The following is a 19,537-nucleotide window of genomic DNA, read 5'->3' on the forward strand; positions in this document are numbered from 1 at the left end:
GGCGAGACCGCCGAAGGGCCGAGACAACCAGGAGTGCACATGGCCACCAAGGCTGAGAAGATCGTCGCCGGGCTCGGCGGCCTCGACAACATCGAAGAGGTCGAGGGCTGCATCACCCGCCTCCGCACCGAGGTCGTGAACCCCGAACTCGTCGACGAGGCCGCGCTCAAGGCCGCCGGCGCGCACGGCGTCGTCAAGATGGGCACCGCCATCCAGGTCGTCATCGGCACCGACGCCGACCCGATCGCCGGCGAGATCGAAGACATGATGTGAGCCACTGAGCTCCCCCCGAACGGCCCCGCCACCGGACCAGCACCAACCGGAACGGGGCCTTTCGCGTATCCCCGAAGCCAGTAGGCTCATCACCATGTCTCGCATCGACGGCCGCACCCCCGACCAGCTCCGCCCCGTGACCATCCAGCGCGGATGGAGCAAGCACGCCGAGGGCTCCGTACTCCTCTCCTTCGGCGACACCAAGGTCTTCTGCACCGCCAGCGTCACCGAGGGCGTGCCCCGCTGGCGCAAGGGCAGCGGCGAGGGCTGGGTCACCGCCGAATACTCGATGCTGCCCCGCTCCACCAACACCCGCGGCGACCGCGAATCCGTACGCGGCAAGATCGGCGGCCGCACCCACGAGATCTCCCGCCTCATCGGCCGCTCCCTGCGCGCCGTGATCGACTACAAGGCCCTCGGCGAGAACACGATCGTCCTCGACTGCGACGTCCTCCAGGCCGACGGCGGCACCCGCACCGCGGCCATCACCGGCGCCTACGTCGCCCTCGCCGACGCCATCACCTGGGCCCAGGGCAAGAAGCTCATCAAGCACGGCCGCCAGCCCCTCACCGGCACGGTCTCCGCCGTCAGCGTCGGCATCGTCGACGGCGTCCCCCTCCTCGACCTCTGCTACGAGGAGGACGTCCGCGCCGACACCGACATGAACGTCGTCTGCACCGGCGACGGCCGCTTCGTCGAGGTCCAGGGCACCGCCGAGGCCGAGCCCTTCGCCCGCGACGAGCTCAACGCCCTCCTCGACCTCGCCGTCACCGGCTGCGCCCAGCTCGACGCGGTGCAGCGCGAGGCGCTGGCGACGACGCTGTAACGACCGCGCCCACCGGGCAACCACCGCGCGGTGGGGGAGCGTTCATAGATACGGGCGTACGGCGGACGGCCGTACGCCCGTAACCGTCCGGGGAGGACCCGCATGTCCGTACGCCGCAGCCACACCAGAGCCGCCGTCGCCCTCGCCGCCGCCGCGCTGGCCGTACCGCTGGCGGTCGGCTGCTCCGCCGCGCAGAAAGCCGTCGACTGCGCCCGCCTCGGCATAGAGATCTCCAACGACGTCGACGACCTCCGGCGCGCCGTGACCGACACGGCGAGCAACCCCGACCAGGCGGACAAGATCCTGGACACCCTGGAAAAGGACACGAGGAAACTCAAGGGCAAGACGGACGACGCGGACGTCAGCAAGGCCCTGGACCACCTCCAGACGGCCGTCACCAACGTCCGCGACGCCGTCCGCCAGGACAAGACGCCCGACCTGAGGCCCCTCTCGGACGCCGCCGCCGAGCTGACGAAGGTCTGCACGGGATAATCCGTCCCATGAAGCGCCTGATCCTCGCCACCCGCAACGCCAACAAGGTCATCGAACTCCGCGCCATCCTGGAGGAGGCGGACCTCGACGTCGAGCTCATCGGCGCCGACGCCTACCCCCACATCCCGGACGTCAAGGAAACCGGCGTCACCTTCGCCGAGAACGCCCTCCTCAAGGCCCACGCCCTCGCCGAGGCCACGGGCCTGCCGGCCGTCGCCGACGACTCCGGCCTGTGCGTCGACGTCCTGGGCGGCGCGCCCGGCATCTTCTCCGCGCGCTGGGCCGGCGCCCACGGCAACGACAAGGCCAACCTGGACCTGCTGCTCTCCCAGCTCGGCGACATCGCGGACGAGCACCGCGCGGCCCACTTCGCGTGCGCGGCGGCGCTGGCCCTGCCGGACGGCACGCAGCGCGTGGTGGAGGGCCGCCTGGAGGGCACCCTCCGCCACGAACCCACCGGCGGCGGCGGCTTCGGCTACGACCCGATCCTCCAGCCCCTCGGCGAGTCCCGCACCTGCGCGGAGCTGACCCCCGCGGAAAAGAACGCGATCAGCCACCGCGGCAAGGCATTCCGCGGCCTGGTACCGGTGGTGCGGGAGCTCTTGGGCTGACGCCCGAACGCAAGAACGGCCTGCGAATCCAAGGATTCACAGGCCGTTCCCGTGCGGCGGAAGGGATTCGAACCCTCAAGCCCTGTCACGGGCCACGGATCCTAAGTCCGCTGCGTCGCCACTGCGCCACCGCCGCTAGCCGCCAGCCATCGTAGCGGGCTGGCGGCTGAGGTGGGGCGGGGGGCGTTACTTGAGCCCGGCGGCCTCCCTCTGCTTGCCACCCCGGCACCAGGTGCTCGTGATCGCGTGACAGTTGGGGCAGAGGTAGCGAAGGTTGTCCCGGCGGTTGTCGAGCCAGTCGCCATTGATGTGGTCGATCTGAAGTGTGATCGGTTCGCCCAGCCACTCGCCCTCGTTGCCGCAGGAGGTGCAGCGGTACGGGATGCCGATCTCGCCGAGCGCTCGGTGGAGTCGCTGACGGTTCTCGCGGGGCGACCCCTTCGGGCGCACTCGGAGCACCTCATCGGCGATGGGCTTGGGCTGGCAGGCCCGGACGCTGCCCCACGCCCTTCGCTTGAAGTGGGATGTGTCCAGCCGGAGTTGGACCGTTCGTCGTCGTATGCGGCGATGGTTGGTGTCGTTGACGACCAGCCCAATGTCCCGCATGACGTCCGCAAAGCTCGTGGAGCGAGCCACGGCCTGTCGCAACTGGTCATCGGGCATGGCTCGCCGACTGTGCAGGAAGTGGCTGGTGTCGATGCCCAGTTCTTTGAGCATGCGCCGGAGAACCGCACGAGACCTGCCGTCATCGGAGGTCCCGAGTTCCCGCGCAACCGCACGGATGCTGTCCCCGGACGCGGCGGCTGCTCTGAGCTCGTCTTCGATGAACGGCAGGTCGAGTTCGGGGCGGTTCATGCCGGGAAAATGGCTGACGTCAATGCCGAGGGCGCTGATCCGGCGGCGGATGTGGGAGAGAGTTCCGGTCGCCGGAGGCGCGCCGAGCTTCTGCGCGACTTCCCGCAGAGTGCTGGATGACGTGACGGCCTCTGCTATGGCTTCATCCGGGTACTTGCGCCAGGGGCTGCGCTGCTTGAAGTGACCGGTGTCAATGCCGTACGCGGCAACTCTCCCCTGAAGGACCCGGCGCCTGCCACCGCTGGCTTGGACGCCGAGCTTGCGCATGAGATCGGCCCACCCCGTCGCCCCTGCGACGGCGCTGGTCAGCTTGTCGCGGTCGTAGAGGTCAGACATCGGACCGCCCGGCGCGGGCTCCGACGAGCATCTCGTATGTGTATTTGACCGGCATGGCTTTCCCCTCCATACGAACCGGCGGAGGGGACTCCGGACGCGCGGCCGCGTCCGGAAACCCTCACTCACCGGTAATGGCTGCAGAGTCCTGGGCGCGGCCGCACGCGCATGCGTCGCGGCCTCGAACTCATCAACGAGGGGATCGCCCGACAGTTACGCCATAAGCACGAACTGTCAGAACTTCGGGTCAGGTGACTGGGAGGAGACGATCTCCGCCGCTTCCTCCTTCGTGGAGACCGACGGCGGCGAGCCCTCCAGGGGCTGTTGGGCGGTTTCCCGCATGCAGGCGACCGCGATCATGCCGATCACCGCCGCGCCCATCGTGTAGAACGCCGGGGCCATGTCGCTGCCCGTGGCGCTGATCAGGCCGGTGATCGCCAGGGGGGTCGTGCCGCCGAAGAGGGACGTGGAGAGGTTGTAGCCGATGGACAGGGAGCCGTAGCGGACCGGTGTGGGGAAGAGCGCGGGGAGGGCCGCGGACATTGTGCCGAGGAGGCAGACGAGGGGGAGGCCCAGCATCAGCATGCCGCCGAAGACCGCGACCAGGCTGCCCTGCTTCAGCAGCAGGAACGCGGGGGCCGAGAGGACCGCGAAGCCGCCCATGCCCGCCATCAGCAGCGGCTTGCGGCCGACGCGGTCGTTGAGGCGGCCGACGAAGGTGATGACCACCATCAGCAGGACCATCGTCGCGATGAGGACCAGCAGGCCGTGCGCGTCGTCGTAGCCGAGCTCGTCGGTCAGGTAGGTCGGCATGTAGGAGAGCAGCATGTAGTCCGTGATGCCGTACGCCCCGGCGAGGACGACGCAGAGCAGCAGCCGTGACCACTGGGTGGTGAAGATCTGCTTCAGCTCGGTGGTCTCGCTGGTGACGCGCTCGCCGCCGCCGTTCTCCTCCTCCAGTTTCTGGAATGCGGGGGTGTCCTCCAGCTTCAGGCGGAGGTAGAGGCCGACGAGGCCGAGCGGGCCGGCGACGAGGAAGGGGATGCGCCAGCCCCAGTCGGTCATGGTGGCGGAGCCGAGGGTCGACGTCATGAGGGTGACGAGGCCGGCCGCGCCGACGTAACCCGCGAGGGTGCCGAATTCGAGGAAGCTGCCGAAGAAGCCGCGGCGCCGGTCCGGCGCGTACTCGGCGATGAACGTGGCCGCGCCGCCGTACTCGCCGCCGGTGGAGAAGCCCTGGAGCATCCGGAAGCAGATCAGCAGCACCGGCGCCCAGAAGCCGATCGCGGCGTAGGAGGGGATCAGGCCGATCGCGCAGGTGCCGATGGCCATCAGGACCATGGTCAGGGCGAGGACGCGCTTGCGGCCGACGCGGTCGCCGAGCGGGCCGAAGAAGAGGCTGCCGAGCGGGCGTACGAGGAAGGCCACGGCGAAGGTGGCGAGGGAGGACAGCAGCCGGACGGTGTCGTTGCCGGAGGGGAAGAAGACGTCGCCGATGGTGACGGCGAGGTAGCTGTAGATGCCGAAGTCGAACCACTCCATGGCATTGCCGAGCGCCGCCGCCTTCACCGCGCGTCTGACCGTCTTCTCGTCCGTGACGGTGATGTCGGTGCGGCGGAGTCGGGGGCTCTTGCGGCGGGCGACGGCCCGGAAGAGGGCCCGGTGGCGTTTGACGGCCTCCGGGTCGAGGTCGGTGTCGGCCTCGGTGCTGCTGCCGGTGGACACGGCTCGGCTTCCTCTCGTTCGGCGCTGGGCCGCGTGGCGGGCGGCAGTGCGGGTGCTCGTACGGTCGGGCGTCGTGCGTCTGCGCGTTGTGCGGCGGCTCAAACCGGTCGGGTGGGGGTAAGCGATATAGGTCACTCGGTTGAAGCGGTGGTGAGGGCGATCTGATATAGGCGGAAGGGAACGCGTCGCCCGATTTCACCGTCACTCTGAGCGGAGGGCGCGAAGTGGCCCTCGGCAGCACCGCTCCCACCCCAGGAAGAGACGTCGATGGCCGACCGTGCCGAGCTCCGTCGGGCCAGCATGCGTACCGTGATGGCGGTCTTCGCGATGGTGACCTTGCTGGCGCTGGGCGGTGTGTGGTTCAGCCTGGAGGACCGGGCGAGCGCGGTGGCCGACGCGCCGAAGACGGCGGCGGCCCAGAAGTCGAAGGCGCCGCGTGGCACGCAGGAGGCCGAGGTCGACGCCTCGCCGGCGCGGGCGATGCCGGGGGTGCGGGAGTGCGGTCTGGGTGAGCCGGTCGTCGAGCCGGAGATCATCACGCTGACCTGCGCGGATGTCGGCATGGTGGCGAGCGGGATCAAGTGGGGGCACTATGCCGCGGACGGCGCGGAGGGCACCGGCGTGGTGCAGGTGTCCCACGGTGCCAGCGGTGTGGGCGTGACGTCCTTCCCGGCGCACTTCCGGCTCTACGGTGCGAAGAACGTCGACGGGATGATGGCCTTCACCGGCCTCGAGGTGGCGTACACGGGGGCCACTCCCCTGGGCGAGTCGCGGGAAACGTACTCGATCGCGTGATGGGTATCCGTGGCCGGATCGCGCTCGCGATCTCCTTCGTCACCGCACTCGCCGTCGTGGTCCTCGGGCTGTCCGTGCACCACATCTCCGCCGTGGAGCGCGACCGGCAGGCCCGCGCGTACCAGGACAGTCTGCTCAGCTCCGCGCTCCAGGTGTACCAGCGCGACAGTCTGCTGGCGCTCGGCGCGCAGCTCGACGACTCGACGCTGCCGCCGGCGCTGACGGAGGCGGTGCGCAAGGGTCGTTCCGGTACGTACATCAGTGGGGGCGGCGATCCCCGGGTGTGGGCGGCGACCGAGGTCGGTGGCGGCAAGGTGCTGTCGGTGTCGGCGCCCTACCCCGACCGTGATCCTTTGCAGCGGGCGCTGGACAAGGCGCTGGTGGTGGCCGGTGCGGCGACGGTGGCGCTGATGGCGGTGGTCGCGTGGTTCGTGGCGCAGAGTCTGTCGCGGCGGCTGCGGCACAGTGCGGCGGCGGCGCGGCGGATCGCGGCGGGTGAGCCGCCGGACGCGGAGGCGCTGGCGGCCGGTGGCCGGGACGAGGTGGCGGAGCTGGGCCGGTCGGTGCATCACATGGCGACGTCGTTGGCGGCGCGGGTGGAGGCGGAGCGCGAGTTCACGGCGGATGTGGCGCATGAGCTGCGGACGCCGGTGGCGGGGCTGGTGGCGTCGGCGGAGCTGTTGCCGCATCCGCGGGCGGTGGAGATGGTGCGGGAGCGGGCGCAGACGATGCGGTCGCTGGTGGAGGACCTGCTGGAGGTCTCGCGGCTGGACTCGGGGGTGGAGCGGGCGCAGCTGGATCCGGTGGAGCTGCCGTCGCTGGTGCGCGGGATCGTGAAGCGGGCGCGGGGTCAGCGCGGGGTCGACGATGTGTCGGTCGAGGTGGTCGGCGAGGGCCGGATCGTGGCGACGGACGCGCGTCGGGTGGAGCGGATCCTGGTCAATCTGCTGGCGAACGCGGCCAAGCACGGGAAGCCGCCGATCGAGGTGACGGTCGTGGGGACGCGGATCGTGGTGCGGGACCACGGTGACGGTTATCCGCCGGAGCTGGTGGATCAGGGGCCGCGGCGGTTCCGTACGGCGGCGCCGGAGCGCGGTACGGGGCATGGTCTGGGGCTGACGATCGCGGTGGGGCAGGCGGTGGTGCTGGGTGCCCGGCTGGAGTTCGGTACGGCGGAGGGCGGTGGCGCGCGGGCCGTCCTCGACCTGCCGGAGGCCGAGGACGAGCCGGAGGCGAGCCGCCCGGTGGGCCGGGGCGCCGGTGCCTCCGGCTCGTAGGGCCGCGGCGTGGGGCCGTACGTTTTCTACAGCTTCTACAGCCCCAGGTCCTTGATGATCTTCGCGACGTGGCCGGTGGCCTTGACGTTGTAGAGGGCGCGCTCGACCTTGCCCTCCTCGTCGACGATGACGGTGGAGCGGATGACGCCGGTGACGGTCTTGCCGTAGAGCTTCTTCTCGCCGAAGGCGCCGTACGCCTCCAGGACCTTCTTCTCGGGGTCGCCGACGAGGGTGACCTTCAGGTCCTCCGTGTCGCGGAACTTGGCGAGCTTCTCGGCCTTGTCGGGGGAGACGCCGATGACGTCGTAGCCGTGCCCGGCGAGGAAGTCGAGGTTGTCGGTGAAGTCGCAGGCCTGCTTGGTGCAGCCGGGGGTGAGGGCGGCGGGGTAGAAGTAGACGATGACCTTGCGGCCGAGGTGGTCGGCGAGCGAGACCTGCTTGCCGTCCGCGTCGGGCAGGGTGAAGGCGGGGGCGGTGTCGCCGGGCTGCAGTCGCTCGCTCATGGGTCTCCTCGATGGTCGTGTGCTGCGGCCTCCGAGACTAGCCATGGTGCCGATCGGGGGTGCCGCGGGGCACGGGGTCCGCCGAGCTGACAGACTGTCGTCATCACACTCATCATCACTCTTTTCGAGACGACGGAGGCAGCGCGGTGTCGGATGCCAGGACCCCTGCGCAGATCGAGGCGGACATCTCCCGCAGGCGGCAGGAGCTCGCCGTGACGCTCGACGAGATCGGGGTGCGGATGCACCCCAGCACGATCGTGGGCGACGCGAAGGCGAAGGTGGCCGCCAAGGTGGACCACACCGCGGGCCGTGCCTATGTGGCGGCGAACCGTCTGGTGTCCGATGTGCGGGCGCGGTTCGTGACGGAGGAGGGTGCGCCGCGGTTGGAGCGGATCGTGCCGGTGGCCATGGTCGCGGTGGGTGTGATCGGGCTGCTGACGGTCTCCGCACGCCGTCGCAAGGCGTAGTTCACATCGACGGATCCGCGACCTTGCGTCCCGGGGCCGGGTGTGGGCGGGTACGGTCATGGGCGTGAGTACGAATCCCACCCACGACAAGCTGCCCATCCGGATGCTGCACGACCGTGTGCTGGTCCGGACCGATATTCCCGAGGGCGAGCGCCGGTCCTCCGGCGGCATCGTCATTCCGGCGACGGCGGCGGTGGGCCGTCGGCTGGCCTGGGCCGAGGTCGTGGCGGTCGGGCAGAGCGTGCGGACGGTGGAGCCGGGCGACCGGGTGTTGTACGACCCGGAGGACCGCGCCGAGGTGGAGGTGCGCGGTGTCGCGTACGTCCTGATGCGGGAGCGGGATCTGCACGCGGTGGCGGCGGAGCGGCTGGAGGGGTCGGAGGACTCCACGGGGCTCTACCTCTAGCACGCCCGTTTTGATACGGTTGTCGGATCCCGACGAGACGCGCCGTACCGGGTCAGGACAAGACGACGCACCCCTGTAGGAACGTTTCCACGGAGGTGCCGTCATGGCATGGGTCCTGCTCGCTGTCGCCGGTCTGCTGGAAGTCGGCTGGTCGATCGGCATGAAGTTCACCGAGGGGTTCACGCGGCTGTGGCCGAGCGTGTTCACCGTCGTGGGTATCGGCGCCAGCATGCTGCTGCTCGCCCAGGCCGCGAAGAGCCTTCCCATCGGCACGGCCTACGGCGTCTGGGTCGGCATCGGCGCGGCGGGCGCGGCGGTGCTGGGCATCCTGGTCCTGGGCGAGCCGGCGACGGCGGCGCGGATCTTTTTCATCGCGCTCCTGCTCGTCGCCGTCATCGGCTTGAAGGCGACCTCCGGCCACTGACCCTCCGGCCGCCGCCCCCGAGCCACCGACCCGTCAGTAGTCGTCCAGCAGTCCGCCGCCGTCCATCTCCCGGCCGCCGCTTCCGTGCCCGTCCTTCGGTTCCTGTGGGAAGAACGGGAAGCTGGGCGGCGTCGGGAAGTCGGTCGGCGGTCCCGGCGGCGTGGGCGGGCCCGTCGGGGGGAACGGCGGGAAGGACGGGCGCGAGGTGCGCGGCGGGGTCCTCGGCGGCGTGGTCGTCGCGGGCGGTGCGCTGGACTCCGGGGGCTCCGACGTCTCGGGCGACTCCAGCGAGGGCACCCCGCCGCCGGCCGTGTTGAGGTCGAAGTCCTTGACGGGGGTGCCGGCCAGGGCGTCGGCGGTGTACGCCGCCCAGATCTCCGCCGGGAAGCCGCCGCCGTTGACGCGGGGCAGGCCGGCGGCGCCGTACAGCGACTTCTGGTCGCCGGTCTCGGAGTCCTGGCCCATGACGGCGACGACGGTCGCGAGGTCGGGGGTGTAGCCGGCGAACCAGGCGGCCTTGTCCTCCTCCGCGGTGCCGGTCTTGCCGGCGGCGGGCCGCTCGGCGCCCTGGGCGGCGGAGCCGGTGCCGTTGTCGACGACGCTCTGGAGGATCGCGGTCGTGGTGTCGGCGGCCGGGCGCGGGACGGCCTGGGTGGGCTCCTTGTCGGGCAGCTGGATGTCCTCGCCGCCCTTGGTGACCTTGTCGACCAGGGTGTACGTGCCGTGCCGGCCGTGGTTGGCGAGGGTGGCGTACGCCTGGGTCATGTCCAGGACGCTGGCGGTGGCGACGCCGAGGGCGATGGAGGGGGTGGCGGTCAGGTCGGGTGTCCGCTCGGGGATGCCGAGGGCGACGGCGGTGTCCTTGACCGCGGCGGGGCCGACGTCCTGGGCCATCTGGGCGTAGACGGCGTTGACGGAGAGGTCGGTGGCCTTGGTGACGGTGATGCGGGGTGCGGAGAAGTCGTCCTCGTTGGCGGGGGCGTAGCCGACCGGGCCGCCCGGCCCGCGCACCTGGCGGCGGTTGGTGCCGTCGTAGACGGTGTTCGGGGTGATGGGGCGGCCGTCCTGCGTGGTGGCGTCGTTCTGCACGGCGGAGGTGAAGACGAACGGCTTGAAGGTGGAGCCGACCTGGTAGTCGCGGCGGGTGGCGTTGTTGACGTACTGCTTGGTGTAGTCGATGCCGCCGTAGAGGGCGACGACGCGGCCGGTCCTGGGGTCGATGGAGGCGCCGCCGGCGCGGACGTACTGGTCGACGGTGCGGTCGTCGCTGAGCTGGTCCATCAGCTCCTTCTGCACGGCGTCGGCGAAGGCGTCCTGTTTCTTCCGCTCGATCGTGGTGGTGATGCGGTAGCCGCCGCGGGCCAGGGTCTGTTCGTCGATGACCTTGTTGGCGGTGAGGTAGTCCTTGACGGCCTCGACGAGATAGCCGCGCTGTCCGGACATGCCCAGGCGCGGTCGGGACTTGCCGGGGGCGGGGAACTTCAGGGCGTCGCGCTGGGCCTGGGTGAGCCACTTCTTCTTCACCATGCCGTCGACGACGTAGTTCCAGCGGGCGGTGGCGCGCGGCTTGTTCTCGGGGTGGGCGCCGACGTCGTAGGCGCTGGGGGCGTTGAGGAGGGTGGCGAGGTAGGCGCCCTCGGCCGCGTTGAGCTTGTCGGAGTCCTTGCCGTAGTACGCCTGGGAGGCGGCTTGGATGCCGTAGGCGTTCCGGCCGAAGTAGCTGGTGTTCAAATAGCCTTCGAGGATTTCGTCCTTGCTCTGTTCGCGGTCGAGTTTGATCGCGATGAAGAATTCCTTCACCTTGCGGGTGACGGTCTGTTCCTGGCCCAGGTAATAGTTCTTGACGTACTGCTGGGTGATGGTGGAGCCGGACTGCTTGCCCTTGCCGGTCGCGGTGTTCCAGGCGGCGCGGACCATGGCCTCGGGGTTGACGGCCGATTCGGAGTAGAAGTCGCGGTCCTCGGCGGCGAGCACGGCGTGCTGGACGTCTTTCGGGACCTTGCTGAGGGGGACGCTCTCGCGGTTGACGTCGCCGTCGCGGGCGAGCTGGCTGCCGTCGGCGTAGAGGAAGACGTTGCTCTCGGCGGTGGCCGCCCGGTTGGCCGGGGGGATCCGGACCAGCATGTAGCCGGCGATCAGGGCGCCGGCGACGATCAGGACGAGCAGCAGGAAGCCGCCGAGGACCATGCGCCAGGTGGGCATGAGGCGGCGCCAGCCGGTGCGCTTCGGCCGTCTTCTGCCGGGCTTCCGGGGTCCGTCGCTGTCCTTCGGCGACCAGCCCGCCGGCCCGGTGGGGCCGTCGCCACCGGCCGGCCGTTGCTGTGACTGCTCGTCGCTCATGTCTGTAGGGACTCCTCGGCCGCCGCCGGGGTTGTGCGGCCACGGCGGGGGCTGTGTTGTGTCGGGCGGTTCGCTGTGCGCCGTACGCCCCGTAAAACACTCTCGCATCATGCGTTCCGGACCAAGGACGTAGCGCATGTATGACGGCCGTGTAAGGGCCGTCCGGGTCAGGCCGACCACTCCGCGGGGTGAAAAATACGTGGTCGTCGCTGAGCCCGAGGGATAGGCTCCGGCGCTTCGGGTCAGCGGTCGGCGGACACAGCGGACTATTGAGGTTCAACGACGAGAGGTGTCGCGGGGATGCGGCTCTACGCGGCCGTGGCGGTGAGCGGATTCCGGCGGTACGCCACCTATCGCCTGGCGACGGTGGCGGGTGTCTTCACCAATACGGTCTTCGGATTCATCATCGCCTACACCTTCATCGCCCTGTGGGGCGAGCGCCCGCACCTGGGCGGCTACGACCGGTCGCAGGCCCTGACGTTCGTCTGGGTGAGCCAGGCGCTGCTCGCCGCCGAGGCCCTGATGGGCGGCGGTTTCCAGGAGGAGCTCCAGGAGCGCATCCGCACCGGTGACATCGCCGTCGACCTCTACCGCCCCGCCGACCTCCAGCTGTGGTGGCTGGCCGGCGAGCTGGGGAGGGCGGCGTTCCAGTTGCTGGGCCGCGGTGTCGTCCCGATCACCGTGGGCGCGCTCGCGTTCGAACTGTCCCTGCCCACCGACCCGCTGCTCTGGTCGGCGTTCCTGCTGTCGGTCCTGCTCGGCGTCGTCGTGGGCTTCGCGCTGCGCTTCCTGGTGGCGCTGTGCGCGTTCTGGCTGCTCGACGGCGCCGGGATCAATGTGATCAGTGCGGTGATGTGCGTGTTCTTCTCGGGGATGCTGCTGCCGCTGACCGTCTTCCCGGGCCTGTTCGGTGAGGTCGTGCGGGCGCTGCCGTGGGCGGCGATGCTCCAGGTCCCGGTCGACATCCTGCTCGGCCGGCACACCGCCGCGGGCCTCGCCGGCGCGCTGGCCTTCCAGGCCGGCTGGGCGGCGCTGCTGCTGGCCGCCGGGCGGGCCGTGCAGTCGCTGGCGACCACGAAGGTGGTGGTCCAGGGTGGCTAGGGGGCTCGCCGCCGTCGAGGGGTTACGGGCGTACGGGCTCGTCGTCGCGATGTGGGTGCGTTCGACGATGGCGTACCGCGTGTCGTTCGTGATGACGACGATCGGCAACTTCGCCGTCAGCGGCCTCGACTTCGTCGCCGTCGTGCTGATGTTCTCGCACGTCGACGCGCTCGGTGGCTTCTCGCTGCCGGAGATCGCGCTGCTGTACGGGGCGTCGAGCACCTCGCTGGGCCTCGCGGAGCTCGGCTTCGGCAGGACGGACCGGATCGGGCAGCGCATCCGCGACGGCTCCTTCGACGTCCTGCTGCTGCGTCCGGTGCCGGTGCTGGCGCAGGTGGCGGCCGACCGGTTCGCGCTGCGCCGGGTGGGGCGGATCCTTCAGGGCGCGTTGGTGCTGGGCTGGGGGCTGGCCCGGGTGGATGTGGCCTGGACGCCGCCCAAGGCCCTCTTCGTCGCCGTGATGGTGATCAGTGGGGCGGCGATCTTCGGGTCGGTCCACATCGCGGGGGCGGCCTTCCAGTTCTGGGCGGCGGACGCCGCCGAGGTGCAGAGCTCCTTCACGCACGGCGGCTCGACGATGCTGCAGTATCCGCCGACGGTCTTCGCCACGGAGCTGGTGCGCGGGGTGACGTTCGTCGTGCCGCTGGCCTTCGTCAACTGGTTGCCGGCGCTGCGGCTGATGGGGCGTGAGGATCCGCTGGGGCTGCCGGGGTGGGTCGACTTCTGCGGCCCGCTCGTGGCGCTGGCGATGCTGACGGTGGCGGGGCTGATGTGGCGGGCGGGGCTGCGGAGCTATCGGAGTACGGGGAGCTGAGGGCTGTGGACGGTTTCATCGAACTCGACGGCGTCGAGAAGGTCTTCGACGTACGCCGCAAGGCGGGGTTCCTGCGCCGCGAGCGGCGCCAGGTGCGGGCCGTGGACGGCATCAGCTTCTCCGTGCCGGCGGGCGAGATGGTCGGCTACATCGGGCCCAACGGCGCGGGGAAGTCCACCACCATCAAGATGCTGACGGGCATCCTGGTGCCCAGCGGCGGCCTGCTGCGCGTCGCGGGCATCGACCCCTCCCGCGAGCGCACCAGGCTCGCGCACCGCATCGGCGTGGTCTTCGGGCAGCGCACCACCTTGTGGTGGGACCTGCCACTGCGCGACTCCTACGGGCTGGTGCGCCGCATGTACCGCGTCCCCGACGCCCGTTACCGCGCCAATCTGGACCGCTGCGTCGACCTCCTCGACCTCGGTGACCTCCTCGACGTGCCCGTACGGCAGCTCTCCCTCGGCCAGCGGATGCGCGGCGACATCGCGGCCGCCCTGCTGCACGACCCGGAGGTGCTCTATCTCGACGAGCCGACCATCGGCCTGGACGTGGTCAGCAAGGCGAAGGTGCGGCAGTTCCTGCGGGAGGTGAACTCCGAGCAGGGCACGACGGTGCTGCTCACTACGCACGACCTCACCGACATCGAGCAGTTGTGCAAGCGCGTGATGGTCATCGACCACGGGCGGCTGGTGTACGACGGCGGGCTGGAGGGGCTGCACGCGGTGGGCGGCGGCGAGCGCACGCTGGTGGTCGACCTGGAGCGTGAGCTGCCGCCGATCGCGGACGTGCCGGGGGCCCGGGTGGTCAAGGTGGAGGGGCCGCGGCAGTGGCTGGCGTTCGCCGCCGGGCGGAGCGCGGCGCCGATCGTCGCCGCGGTCGCCGAGCGGTATCCGCTGGTGGACCTGTCGGTGCGCGAGCCGGACATCGAGGACGTCATCGCCCGAATGCTCTTTCCCGAGCGGGCGCTTTAGAAGCCCTTGGCCCGGGCCTCGCTAGTCTGTTCGGCATGATGAGCGAACTTCCTGAGATGCGGGCCTCCGACGCCGAACGCGAGCGGATCGCCGAGGCCCTGCGCGATGCCGTCGCCGAGGGGCGACTGGACATGGAGGAGTTCGAGCAGCGCCTGGAGGCGGCCTACAAGGCGCGTACGCACGCCGAGCTGGAGCCGCTCGTACGGGACCTCCCGGCGGCCGGGACGGTGGCCCCCGTGCCCGCGTCCGCGAGCGCGCCGGCCGCGAAGGGCTGGCTGGGGCGGATCGGCGGGCCGGCCTCCTCCAGCGGGGCCATCGGTATCTGGGGCGGCTTCCACCGCAAGGGCGCCTGGACCGTTCCGAAGAAGTTCACCGCCTTCGCCATGTGGGGCGGCGGCGAGATCGACCTGCGCGAGGCCCGCTTCGAGGACCGCGAGGTCGTCATCCGCTGCTTCGCGTTCATGGGAGGCATGGGCGTCGTGGTGCCGCCGGACCTGGACGTGCAGGTCAGTGGCGTCGGCATCATGGGCGGCTTCGGCGACAAGGCCACCGGCCCCGGCACGCCCGGCTCCCCCCGGGTGCGCGTCACCGGCCTGGCCGTCTGGGGCGGCGTCTCCGTCGAGCGCAAGGCGACGAAGGACGAGCGCAAGCGGCTGCGGGAGGAGCGGCGCGAGGAGCGCCGCATGGAGCGGGGCGAGCGCCGCAAGTCGCTGGAGTGATGGCGAGGGGCGCCCGAGGGGTGCCCCACCGGCGGTCAGAGCGCCGCGGCCGCCTGACCCTTGAGGCTCTCCAGGTCCAGGGCCCTGGCCATCGCCGCGTAGCCGGCGTCGCTCGGGTGGAGGTGGTCACCGGAGTCGTACGCCGGAAGGAGCCGCTGCGGGTCCGCCGGGTCGCGCAGCGCCCGGTCGAAGTCCACGACGTCGTCGAAGACGCCGCCCGCCCGGATCAGCTCGTTGACACCCTGCCGGGTGATCTCCTGGCGTTCCACGGCGCCCTTGTGCCCGCCGAAGGGCGCCAGCGTCGAGCCGACGACCCGCAGGCCCCGCGTGTGGGCGCGCTCCACCAGCTGCCGCAGGCCGCCCACGATCCGGTGCGGGTCCAGCTGCTGCGGGGTGCGCAGGATGTCGTTGACGCCCAGCTCCATGACCACGACGCGGGCGCCCGTACGGCCGAGGACGTCGCGGTCGAAGCGCTCCAGGCCGCTGGGGTTGTTCGCCGGGGCCGGGCCGGGGTTGCTGAGGAAGATGCGGTTGCCGCTGATGCCCGCGTTGAGCACGCCGTAGCGGGGCGCGCCGGGCTCGGTGCGCAGCCGCCCGGCCAGGAAGTCGGGCCAGCGGCGGTTGGCGCCGGTGGTGGAGGCGTATCCGGCCGTGATCGAGTCACCGAAGGTGATGACCGTGCCGTGCGCTTCCTGGGCCCAGACGTCCACGGCGGTGAGGTAGCGCCAGCGGGTGTCCTTGGCGGTGTAGCCGGCGCCCTGGACGTCCTCGGTCCGGTCGCCGTGCGCGATGTAGGACATCTGCCGGGCCTGCGGCTGGTACGTCACCGGGCCCGAGGGGGTCGGCGAGTACGTGGTGACCAGCAGGTCCCCGGCGGCCGGCACGTTGAGCCGGACGGGGTCGCTGGTCAGGGACTGGCCCGCCGGGATCGTCACCGTGGGCTGCCCGGAGAAGGTCAGCCGGCGCATGCTGGTGGGGTCGGCGGCGGGGGAGCCGGGGGCCGCGGCGAGGGCTACCGAGGCGTGGGTGACGGCCAGCGGCTGGGCGCCGTAGAGGTTGGAGAGCTGGATCCGGGCGCTGGTGCCGCCGATGCTGGTGTGCACCAGATTGCGGATCGACTGTCCGGCGTAGCCCAGCCGGGTGTTCGGCTCGGCGGCGGCCGCCGAGGTGGCCCATGAGCCGACCCAGCCGCCGGAGGCGGCGGGCTCGGCCGTGCGGTGCTCCTCCCGGGGGCCCGCGGCGGCCCGGCTGTCACGGCCTCCGACCCCGACGAATATCGCGGTGGAGATGAGGATCACTGCGGCCGCCAGTGCGGCGAGCACGACATAAGCCGCGCTGCGGGGCAGGGGTGGCCTGTTCATGGCAGGTGTCTCCTGGGAGTGGCGGAGCATCAGCTCCGGGTGCGGAACCGGGGACGAAAACAGCGACTGATCAGCAACAGCGCCCTCGCGGTCCGATCGCCGTTACATGATCCCACGACGTCCTGAAGGCGCGCCTGTCGGCCGGTGGATCACGCAACGTGTCACATGCGACTTGTCAGACGCGGGGAACTCCCGGTCCGTTCCAGGAGTACGTCGAGTGTTCCCGGAGTACGTCGAGTAGAGACGTCGAGTGGGGACAATGCACGTGAGGACGGCTGAACGGGTGGTGCGGATGAAGCGATCCCCTGGCGGATCCCCTGGCGATGACGGTGATGGGTCGGCAGCCGCTGACGGGTTGATGCCCGCGGTGGCGGGCGGTCTCACCTACAGTGCGGCGGACGAGGAGAAACGTCGCGGCGTACGGCGGATGAAGGCCCTGGCGACGGGCCTGCTGCTGGCCGTCGCCGCCGTCTACGCCCTCGCGAAGTGGGGCCAGTCCTCGGGCTCGGGCGCCTGGGCCGGCTATGTGGCGGCCGCCGCCGAGGCCGGCATGGTCGGCGCGCTCGCCGACTGGTTCGCCGTCACCGCGCTCTTCCGGCGCCCGATGGGCCTGCCCATCCCGCACACCGCGATCATCCCCACCAAGAAGGACCAGCTGGGCCAGAGCCTGGGCGAGTTCGTCGGCGAGAACTTCCTCTCCGGCGACGTGGTCCGCGTCCGGCTGCGCGCCGTCGGCATCTCCACCCGGCTGGGCGGCTGGCTCGCCGAGCCCGCGCACGCCGACCGGGTGACGGCCGAGCTGGCCACGGCGCTGCGCGGCGCCCTGAGGGTCCTGCGCGACTCCGACGTGCAGGCCGTCGTCGGCGAGGCCATCACCCGGCGGGCCGACGCCCAGGAGATCGCGCCCGGCATCGGCGCCATGCTGGAGAAGATCGTCGCGGACGGCGGCCACCACCGGGTCGTCGACCTGGTGTGCGTACGGGCCCACGACTGGCTCGTCGAGCACGGCGACTCCGTGATGGGCGCGGTCACGGGCGGCGCGCCCGGCTGGACGCCCCGCTTCGTCGACCGCAAGGTCGGCGAGCGCGTCTACAAGGAGCTGCTGCGCTTCGCCGCCGAAATGCGCGACATGCCCGACCACCCGGCGCGCGGCGCCGTCGACCGCTTCCTGGCCGACTTCGCCCGCGACCTGCGGTCCGACACGGACACCCGGGCGCGCGTCGAGCGGCTGAAGTCCGAGGTGCTGGGCCGGGGCGAGGTCCAGGACCTCATCGCGTCGGCCTGGTCCTCGGTACGGGCGATGATCGTCGCGGCCGCCGAGGACGAGCGCAGCGAGCTCCGCCTGCGGGTCCGCGCCGCGATCCTCTCCCTCGGCTCCCGCATCGCGACGGACGCCCGCCTGCGGGCCAAGGTCGACGGCTGGCTGGAGGACGCGGCGGTGTACGTCGTGACGACGTACCGCGACGAGATCACCGCCCTGATCACCGACACGGTGGCGAGCTGGGACGCGGAACACACCTCGCGGAAGATCGAGGCGCACATCGGCCGCGACCTCCAGTTCATCCGGATCAACGGCACGGTGGTGGGCGCGCTGGCGGGGTTGTGCATCTATACGGTGTCGCGGGCGCTGGGGGCGTAGACGGGCGCCGGGGGCGTAGGGACGCGGGGTACGCCCGAGTACGCGGGGGCCGTGTAAGCACGTATGGCCGGAATCAACCCGATGGGGTGAAAGATCTCCATCCGCCCTACTTCGTGTTGACGAGTCGCGCTGTCCTGAGAAGAACGCCCGAGGAACACCTGGACGGAGGCGGACTGAGCAGGGCACCACTGATCGCGACGACCTTTCGAAAGAAAGGGACTCTTGTGAACCTTCCGGATGCCATCGATATCCTCACCCGAAACGTCGCCCTCTTCATCGTCATCAGCACGCTGGCCTACACCGGCCCGCTCTTCGTCTTCGGCGTCCTCTTCGCCCACCGCTCCCACGCCTCACCGCGCGGACGGCCCGCCTCCGACGAGCAGCCGCCCGCCGCGCTGCCCGCCGGCTGGAGCGTGTTCGCCCTGGTCCCCTGTCTGAACGAGGAACGGGTCATCGCGAACACGGTCCGCTGCCTGCTGGACTTCCAGCCCGGAGCCCACGTGATCGTCATCGACGACGGCAGCGACGACACCACGTCCGCCCGCGCCCTGGCGGCGGGAGCGGGCCGGGTGAGCGTCGTGCCCAGGACGCTGCCGGGCGCCCGGCAGGGCAAGGGCGCCGCCCTCAACGCCGGCCTGCGCCACGTACGCCACCGCGTCCAGGCCGAGGGCCTGGACCCCGAACGGGTGCTGGTCTGCGTCCTGGACGCCGACGGCCGGATGACCCCGGGCGCCGCCGCCCGGGTGACCGCGCTGTTCGAAAGACCGGAGGTCGGCGGCGCTCAGCTGGCGGTACGGATCCGGGGCCGCGGCCGGATGGCCCTGCGCTTCCAGGACTTCGAGTTCTGGGGCCTCAGCGCGATCAGCCAGTTCGGCAGGGTCGCCACGGGCTCGGTGAGCATGGGCGGCAACGGCCAGTTCACCCGCCTGTCCGCACTGGACAGCGTGGGGGAGCGGCCGTGGTCGGACTCCCTCACCGAGGACCTGGACCTGGGCATCAGCCTGGCCGTGCACGGCTGGACGGTCACCTCCACCGCCGACGCCCACGTCTCCCAGCAGGGCCTGACCGACCCGCGCCGCCTGCTGCGCCAACGCACCCGCTGGCACCAGGGCCACATGAGCGCCATCAAGCGCCTGCCCGAACTGTGGACCAGCCCCCGCATCACGCTCACGACGAGGGCGGAACTCACCGGCTATCTGTTCATCCCCTACGTGGTCACCCTCCCGTGGTCGGTCATCCAGCAACTCCTCCTCCTCCGCATGGCCCGCGGCGAGAACACCGGCCTCCTCCCGAGCGGCCCGGGCTGGTACGTCCTGTCCTTCGCGGGCTACGTGCTCTGGGCCCTGGTGTACTGGCACCGCGCGGCGGACCTCCCGATCTGGAAGGCGCTCGCGTACTCCCAGGGGCAGCTGCTGTGGATCTACATCAGCTTCATCGCCTGCTGGCGGGCGGTGTGCCGAATCCTGACGTCGAGGAGAAGCTGGACGAAGACGGAGAGGACGGAGGAGCCCCCGGTGGGTGTGCCGGTCTTCCGGGCAACCAAATCCAGCCGGTCCGGCACCCGATCCAGCCCGTCCGGCGTTTGAGGACCGGGGCTCGGGGCGG

General features: G+C 70.9%; 20 protein-coding genes, 1 tRNA gene and 1 riboswitch. Of the genes, 15 read left to right on the forward strand and 6 right to left on the reverse strand.

Annotated elements, in window-relative coordinates; genetic code table 11:
• Nucleotides 1-39: 39 nt before the first annotated feature.
• From ACZ303_RS04030 to rdgB, 4 genes are all read left to right on the forward strand, one after another.
• Nucleotides 40-273 carry a PTS sugar transporter subunit IIB gene (locus ACZ303_RS04030; protein ID WP_467334796.1) on the forward strand — a complete coding sequence of 78 codons (234 nt, stop codon included), beginning with the start codon at nt 40-42 and terminating at the stop codon, nt 271-273.
• 94 nt (nt 274-367) lie between these two features.
• Entirely contained in the window at nt 368-1,099 is a 732-nt protein-coding gene (gene rph / locus ACZ303_RS04035) for a ribonuclease PH (RefSeq protein ID WP_467334798.1), read from the forward strand.
• A gap of 102 nt (nt 1,100-1,201) precedes the next feature.
• On the forward strand, nt 1,202-1,591 hold the full coding sequence (locus ACZ303_RS04040; protein ID WP_467334799.1) for a hypothetical protein: 390 nt from the start codon (nt 1,202-1,204) through the stop codon (nt 1,589-1,591).
• Between the two features lie 8 nt (nt 1,592-1,599).
• Nucleotides 1,600-2,202, forward strand: coding sequence for an RdgB/HAM1 family non-canonical purine NTP pyrophosphatase (rdgB, locus tag ACZ303_RS04045; protein ID WP_467334801.1), 603 nt, complete (start codon nt 1,600-1,602; stop codon nt 2,200-2,202).
• 52 nt (nt 2,203-2,254) lie between these two features.
• Here the strand turns inward: rdgB and ACZ303_RS04050 are convergent.
• The 3 genes from ACZ303_RS04050 to ACZ303_RS04060 all read right to left on the reverse strand — a co-directional run bounded on the left by ACZ303_RS04050 (nt 2,255) and on the right by ACZ303_RS04060 (nt 5,115).
• Nucleotides 2,255-2,338: transfer RNA gene (locus tag ACZ303_RS04050), tRNA-Leu, on the reverse strand.
• Between the two features lie 50 nt (nt 2,339-2,388).
• Nucleotides 2,389-3,393: an HNH endonuclease signature motif containing protein gene (locus ACZ303_RS04055; protein WP_467334802.1), complete on the reverse strand. Its 1,005-nt coding sequence runs from the start codon at nt 3,391-3,393 to the stop codon at nt 2,389-2,391.
• Between the two features lie 231 nt (nt 3,394-3,624).
• Nucleotides 3,625-5,115 carry an MFS transporter gene (locus ACZ303_RS04060; protein ID WP_467334803.1) on the reverse strand — a complete coding sequence of 497 codons (1,491 nt, stop codon included), beginning with the start codon at nt 5,113-5,115 and terminating at the stop codon, nt 3,625-3,627.
• A 267-nt stretch (nt 5,116-5,382) separates the two neighbouring features.
• On the opposite strand from ACZ303_RS04060, the gene ACZ303_RS04065 reads away from it, so the two are divergent.
• Both ACZ303_RS04065 and ACZ303_RS04070 read left to right on the forward strand, forming a co-directional pair.
• Nucleotides 5,383-5,910, forward strand: a complete 528-nt coding sequence (locus tag ACZ303_RS04065; protein WP_467334805.1) for a hypothetical protein — start codon at nt 5,383-5,385, stop codon at nt 5,908-5,910.
• Complete coding sequence (locus ACZ303_RS04070; protein ID WP_467335781.1) at nt 5,910-7,187, forward strand: sensor histidine kinase; 1,278 nt, start codon at nt 5,910-5,912, stop codon at nt 7,185-7,187. The genes ACZ303_RS04065 and ACZ303_RS04070 overlap by 1 nt, the downstream gene beginning before the upstream one ends.
• Before the next feature lie 35 nt (nt 7,188-7,222).
• Here the strand turns inward: ACZ303_RS04070 and bcp are convergent, their stop codons facing one another.
• Nucleotides 7,223-7,690, reverse strand: a complete 468-nt coding sequence (gene bcp / locus ACZ303_RS04075; protein ID WP_467334807.1) for a thioredoxin-dependent thiol peroxidase — start codon at nt 7,688-7,690, stop codon at nt 7,223-7,225.
• 146 nt (nt 7,691-7,836) lie between these two features.
• Between bcp and ACZ303_RS04080 the strand changes: the two genes are divergently transcribed.
• The 3 genes from ACZ303_RS04080 to ACZ303_RS04090 all read left to right on the forward strand — a co-directional run bounded on the left by ACZ303_RS04080 (nt 7,837) and on the right by ACZ303_RS04090 (nt 8,987).
• Nucleotides 7,837-8,157, forward strand: a complete 321-nt coding sequence (locus ACZ303_RS04080; protein WP_467334810.1) for a DUF3618 domain-containing protein — start codon at nt 7,837-7,839, stop codon at nt 8,155-8,157.
• Between the two features lie 58 nt (nt 8,158-8,215).
• On the forward strand, nt 8,216-8,563 hold the full coding sequence (locus tag ACZ303_RS04085; protein WP_467334812.1) for a GroES family chaperonin: 348 nt from the start codon (nt 8,216-8,218) through the stop codon (nt 8,561-8,563).
• 8 nt (nt 8,564-8,571) lie between these two features.
• Nucleotides 8,572-8,635, forward strand: a riboswitch (guanidine-III (ykkC-III) riboswitch).
• A 31-nt stretch (nt 8,636-8,666) separates the two neighbouring features.
• Entirely contained in the window at nt 8,667-8,987 is a 321-nt protein-coding gene (locus tag ACZ303_RS04090) for a DMT family transporter (protein ID WP_467334814.1), read from the forward strand.
• A gap of 33 nt (nt 8,988-9,020) precedes the next feature.
• Here ACZ303_RS04090 and ACZ303_RS04095 read toward each other — a convergent pair whose 3' ends face one another.
• Entirely contained in the window at nt 9,021-11,327 is a 2,307-nt protein-coding gene (locus ACZ303_RS04095) for a transglycosylase domain-containing protein (protein ID WP_467334816.1), read from the reverse strand.
• 300 nt (nt 11,328-11,627) lie between these two features.
• Between ACZ303_RS04095 and ACZ303_RS04100 the strand changes: the two genes are divergently transcribed.
• The 4 genes from ACZ303_RS04100 to ACZ303_RS04115 are packed head-to-tail and all read left to right on the forward strand — an operon-like array spanning nt 11,628 to nt 14,932.
• Complete coding sequence (locus ACZ303_RS04100; RefSeq protein WP_467334818.1) at nt 11,628-12,428, forward strand: ABC transporter permease; 801 nt, start codon at nt 11,628-11,630, stop codon at nt 12,426-12,428.
• Nucleotides 12,429-12,477: 49 nt separating this feature from the next.
• On the forward strand, nt 12,478-13,242 hold the full coding sequence (locus tag ACZ303_RS04105; protein WP_467335783.1) for an ABC transporter permease: 765 nt from the start codon (nt 12,478-12,480) through the stop codon (nt 13,240-13,242).
• On the forward strand, nt 13,200-14,213 hold the full coding sequence (locus ACZ303_RS04110) for an ABC transporter ATP-binding protein (RefSeq protein WP_467334820.1): 1,014 nt from the start codon (nt 13,200-13,202) through the stop codon (nt 14,211-14,213). Before ACZ303_RS04105 ends, ACZ303_RS04110 begins: the two co-directional genes overlap by 43 nt.
• Nucleotides 14,214-14,248: 35 nt before the next feature.
• The gene (locus tag ACZ303_RS04115; protein WP_467334822.1) at nt 14,249-14,932 is read left to right on the forward strand and encodes a DUF1707 SHOCT-like domain-containing protein; all 684 of its coding nucleotides are present in this window, start codon (nt 14,249-14,251) and stop codon (nt 14,930-14,932) included.
• A 35-nt stretch (nt 14,933-14,967) separates the two neighbouring features.
• Here the strand turns inward: ACZ303_RS04115 and ACZ303_RS04120 are convergent, their stop codons facing one another.
• Entirely contained in the window at nt 14,968-16,293 is a 1,326-nt protein-coding gene (locus ACZ303_RS04120; protein ID WP_467334824.1) for an SGNH/GDSL hydrolase family protein, read from the reverse strand.
• 358 nt (nt 16,294-16,651) lie between these two features.
• On the opposite strand from ACZ303_RS04120, the gene ACZ303_RS04125 reads away from it, so the two are divergent.
• Both ACZ303_RS04125 and ACZ303_RS04130 read left to right on the forward strand, forming a co-directional pair.
• Nucleotides 16,652-17,932: a DUF445 domain-containing protein gene (locus ACZ303_RS04125; protein WP_467334826.1), complete on the forward strand. Its 1,281-nt coding sequence runs from the start codon at nt 16,652-16,654 to the stop codon at nt 17,930-17,932.
• A 224-nt stretch (nt 17,933-18,156) separates the two neighbouring features.
• Nucleotides 18,157-19,518: a glycosyltransferase family 2 protein gene (locus ACZ303_RS04130; protein ID WP_467334828.1), complete on the forward strand. Its 1,362-nt coding sequence runs from the start codon at nt 18,157-18,159 to the stop codon at nt 19,516-19,518.
• Nucleotides 19,519-19,537: the final 19 nt, after the last annotated feature.

This window comes from Streptomyces sp. NPDC023527, assembly GCF_055560115.1.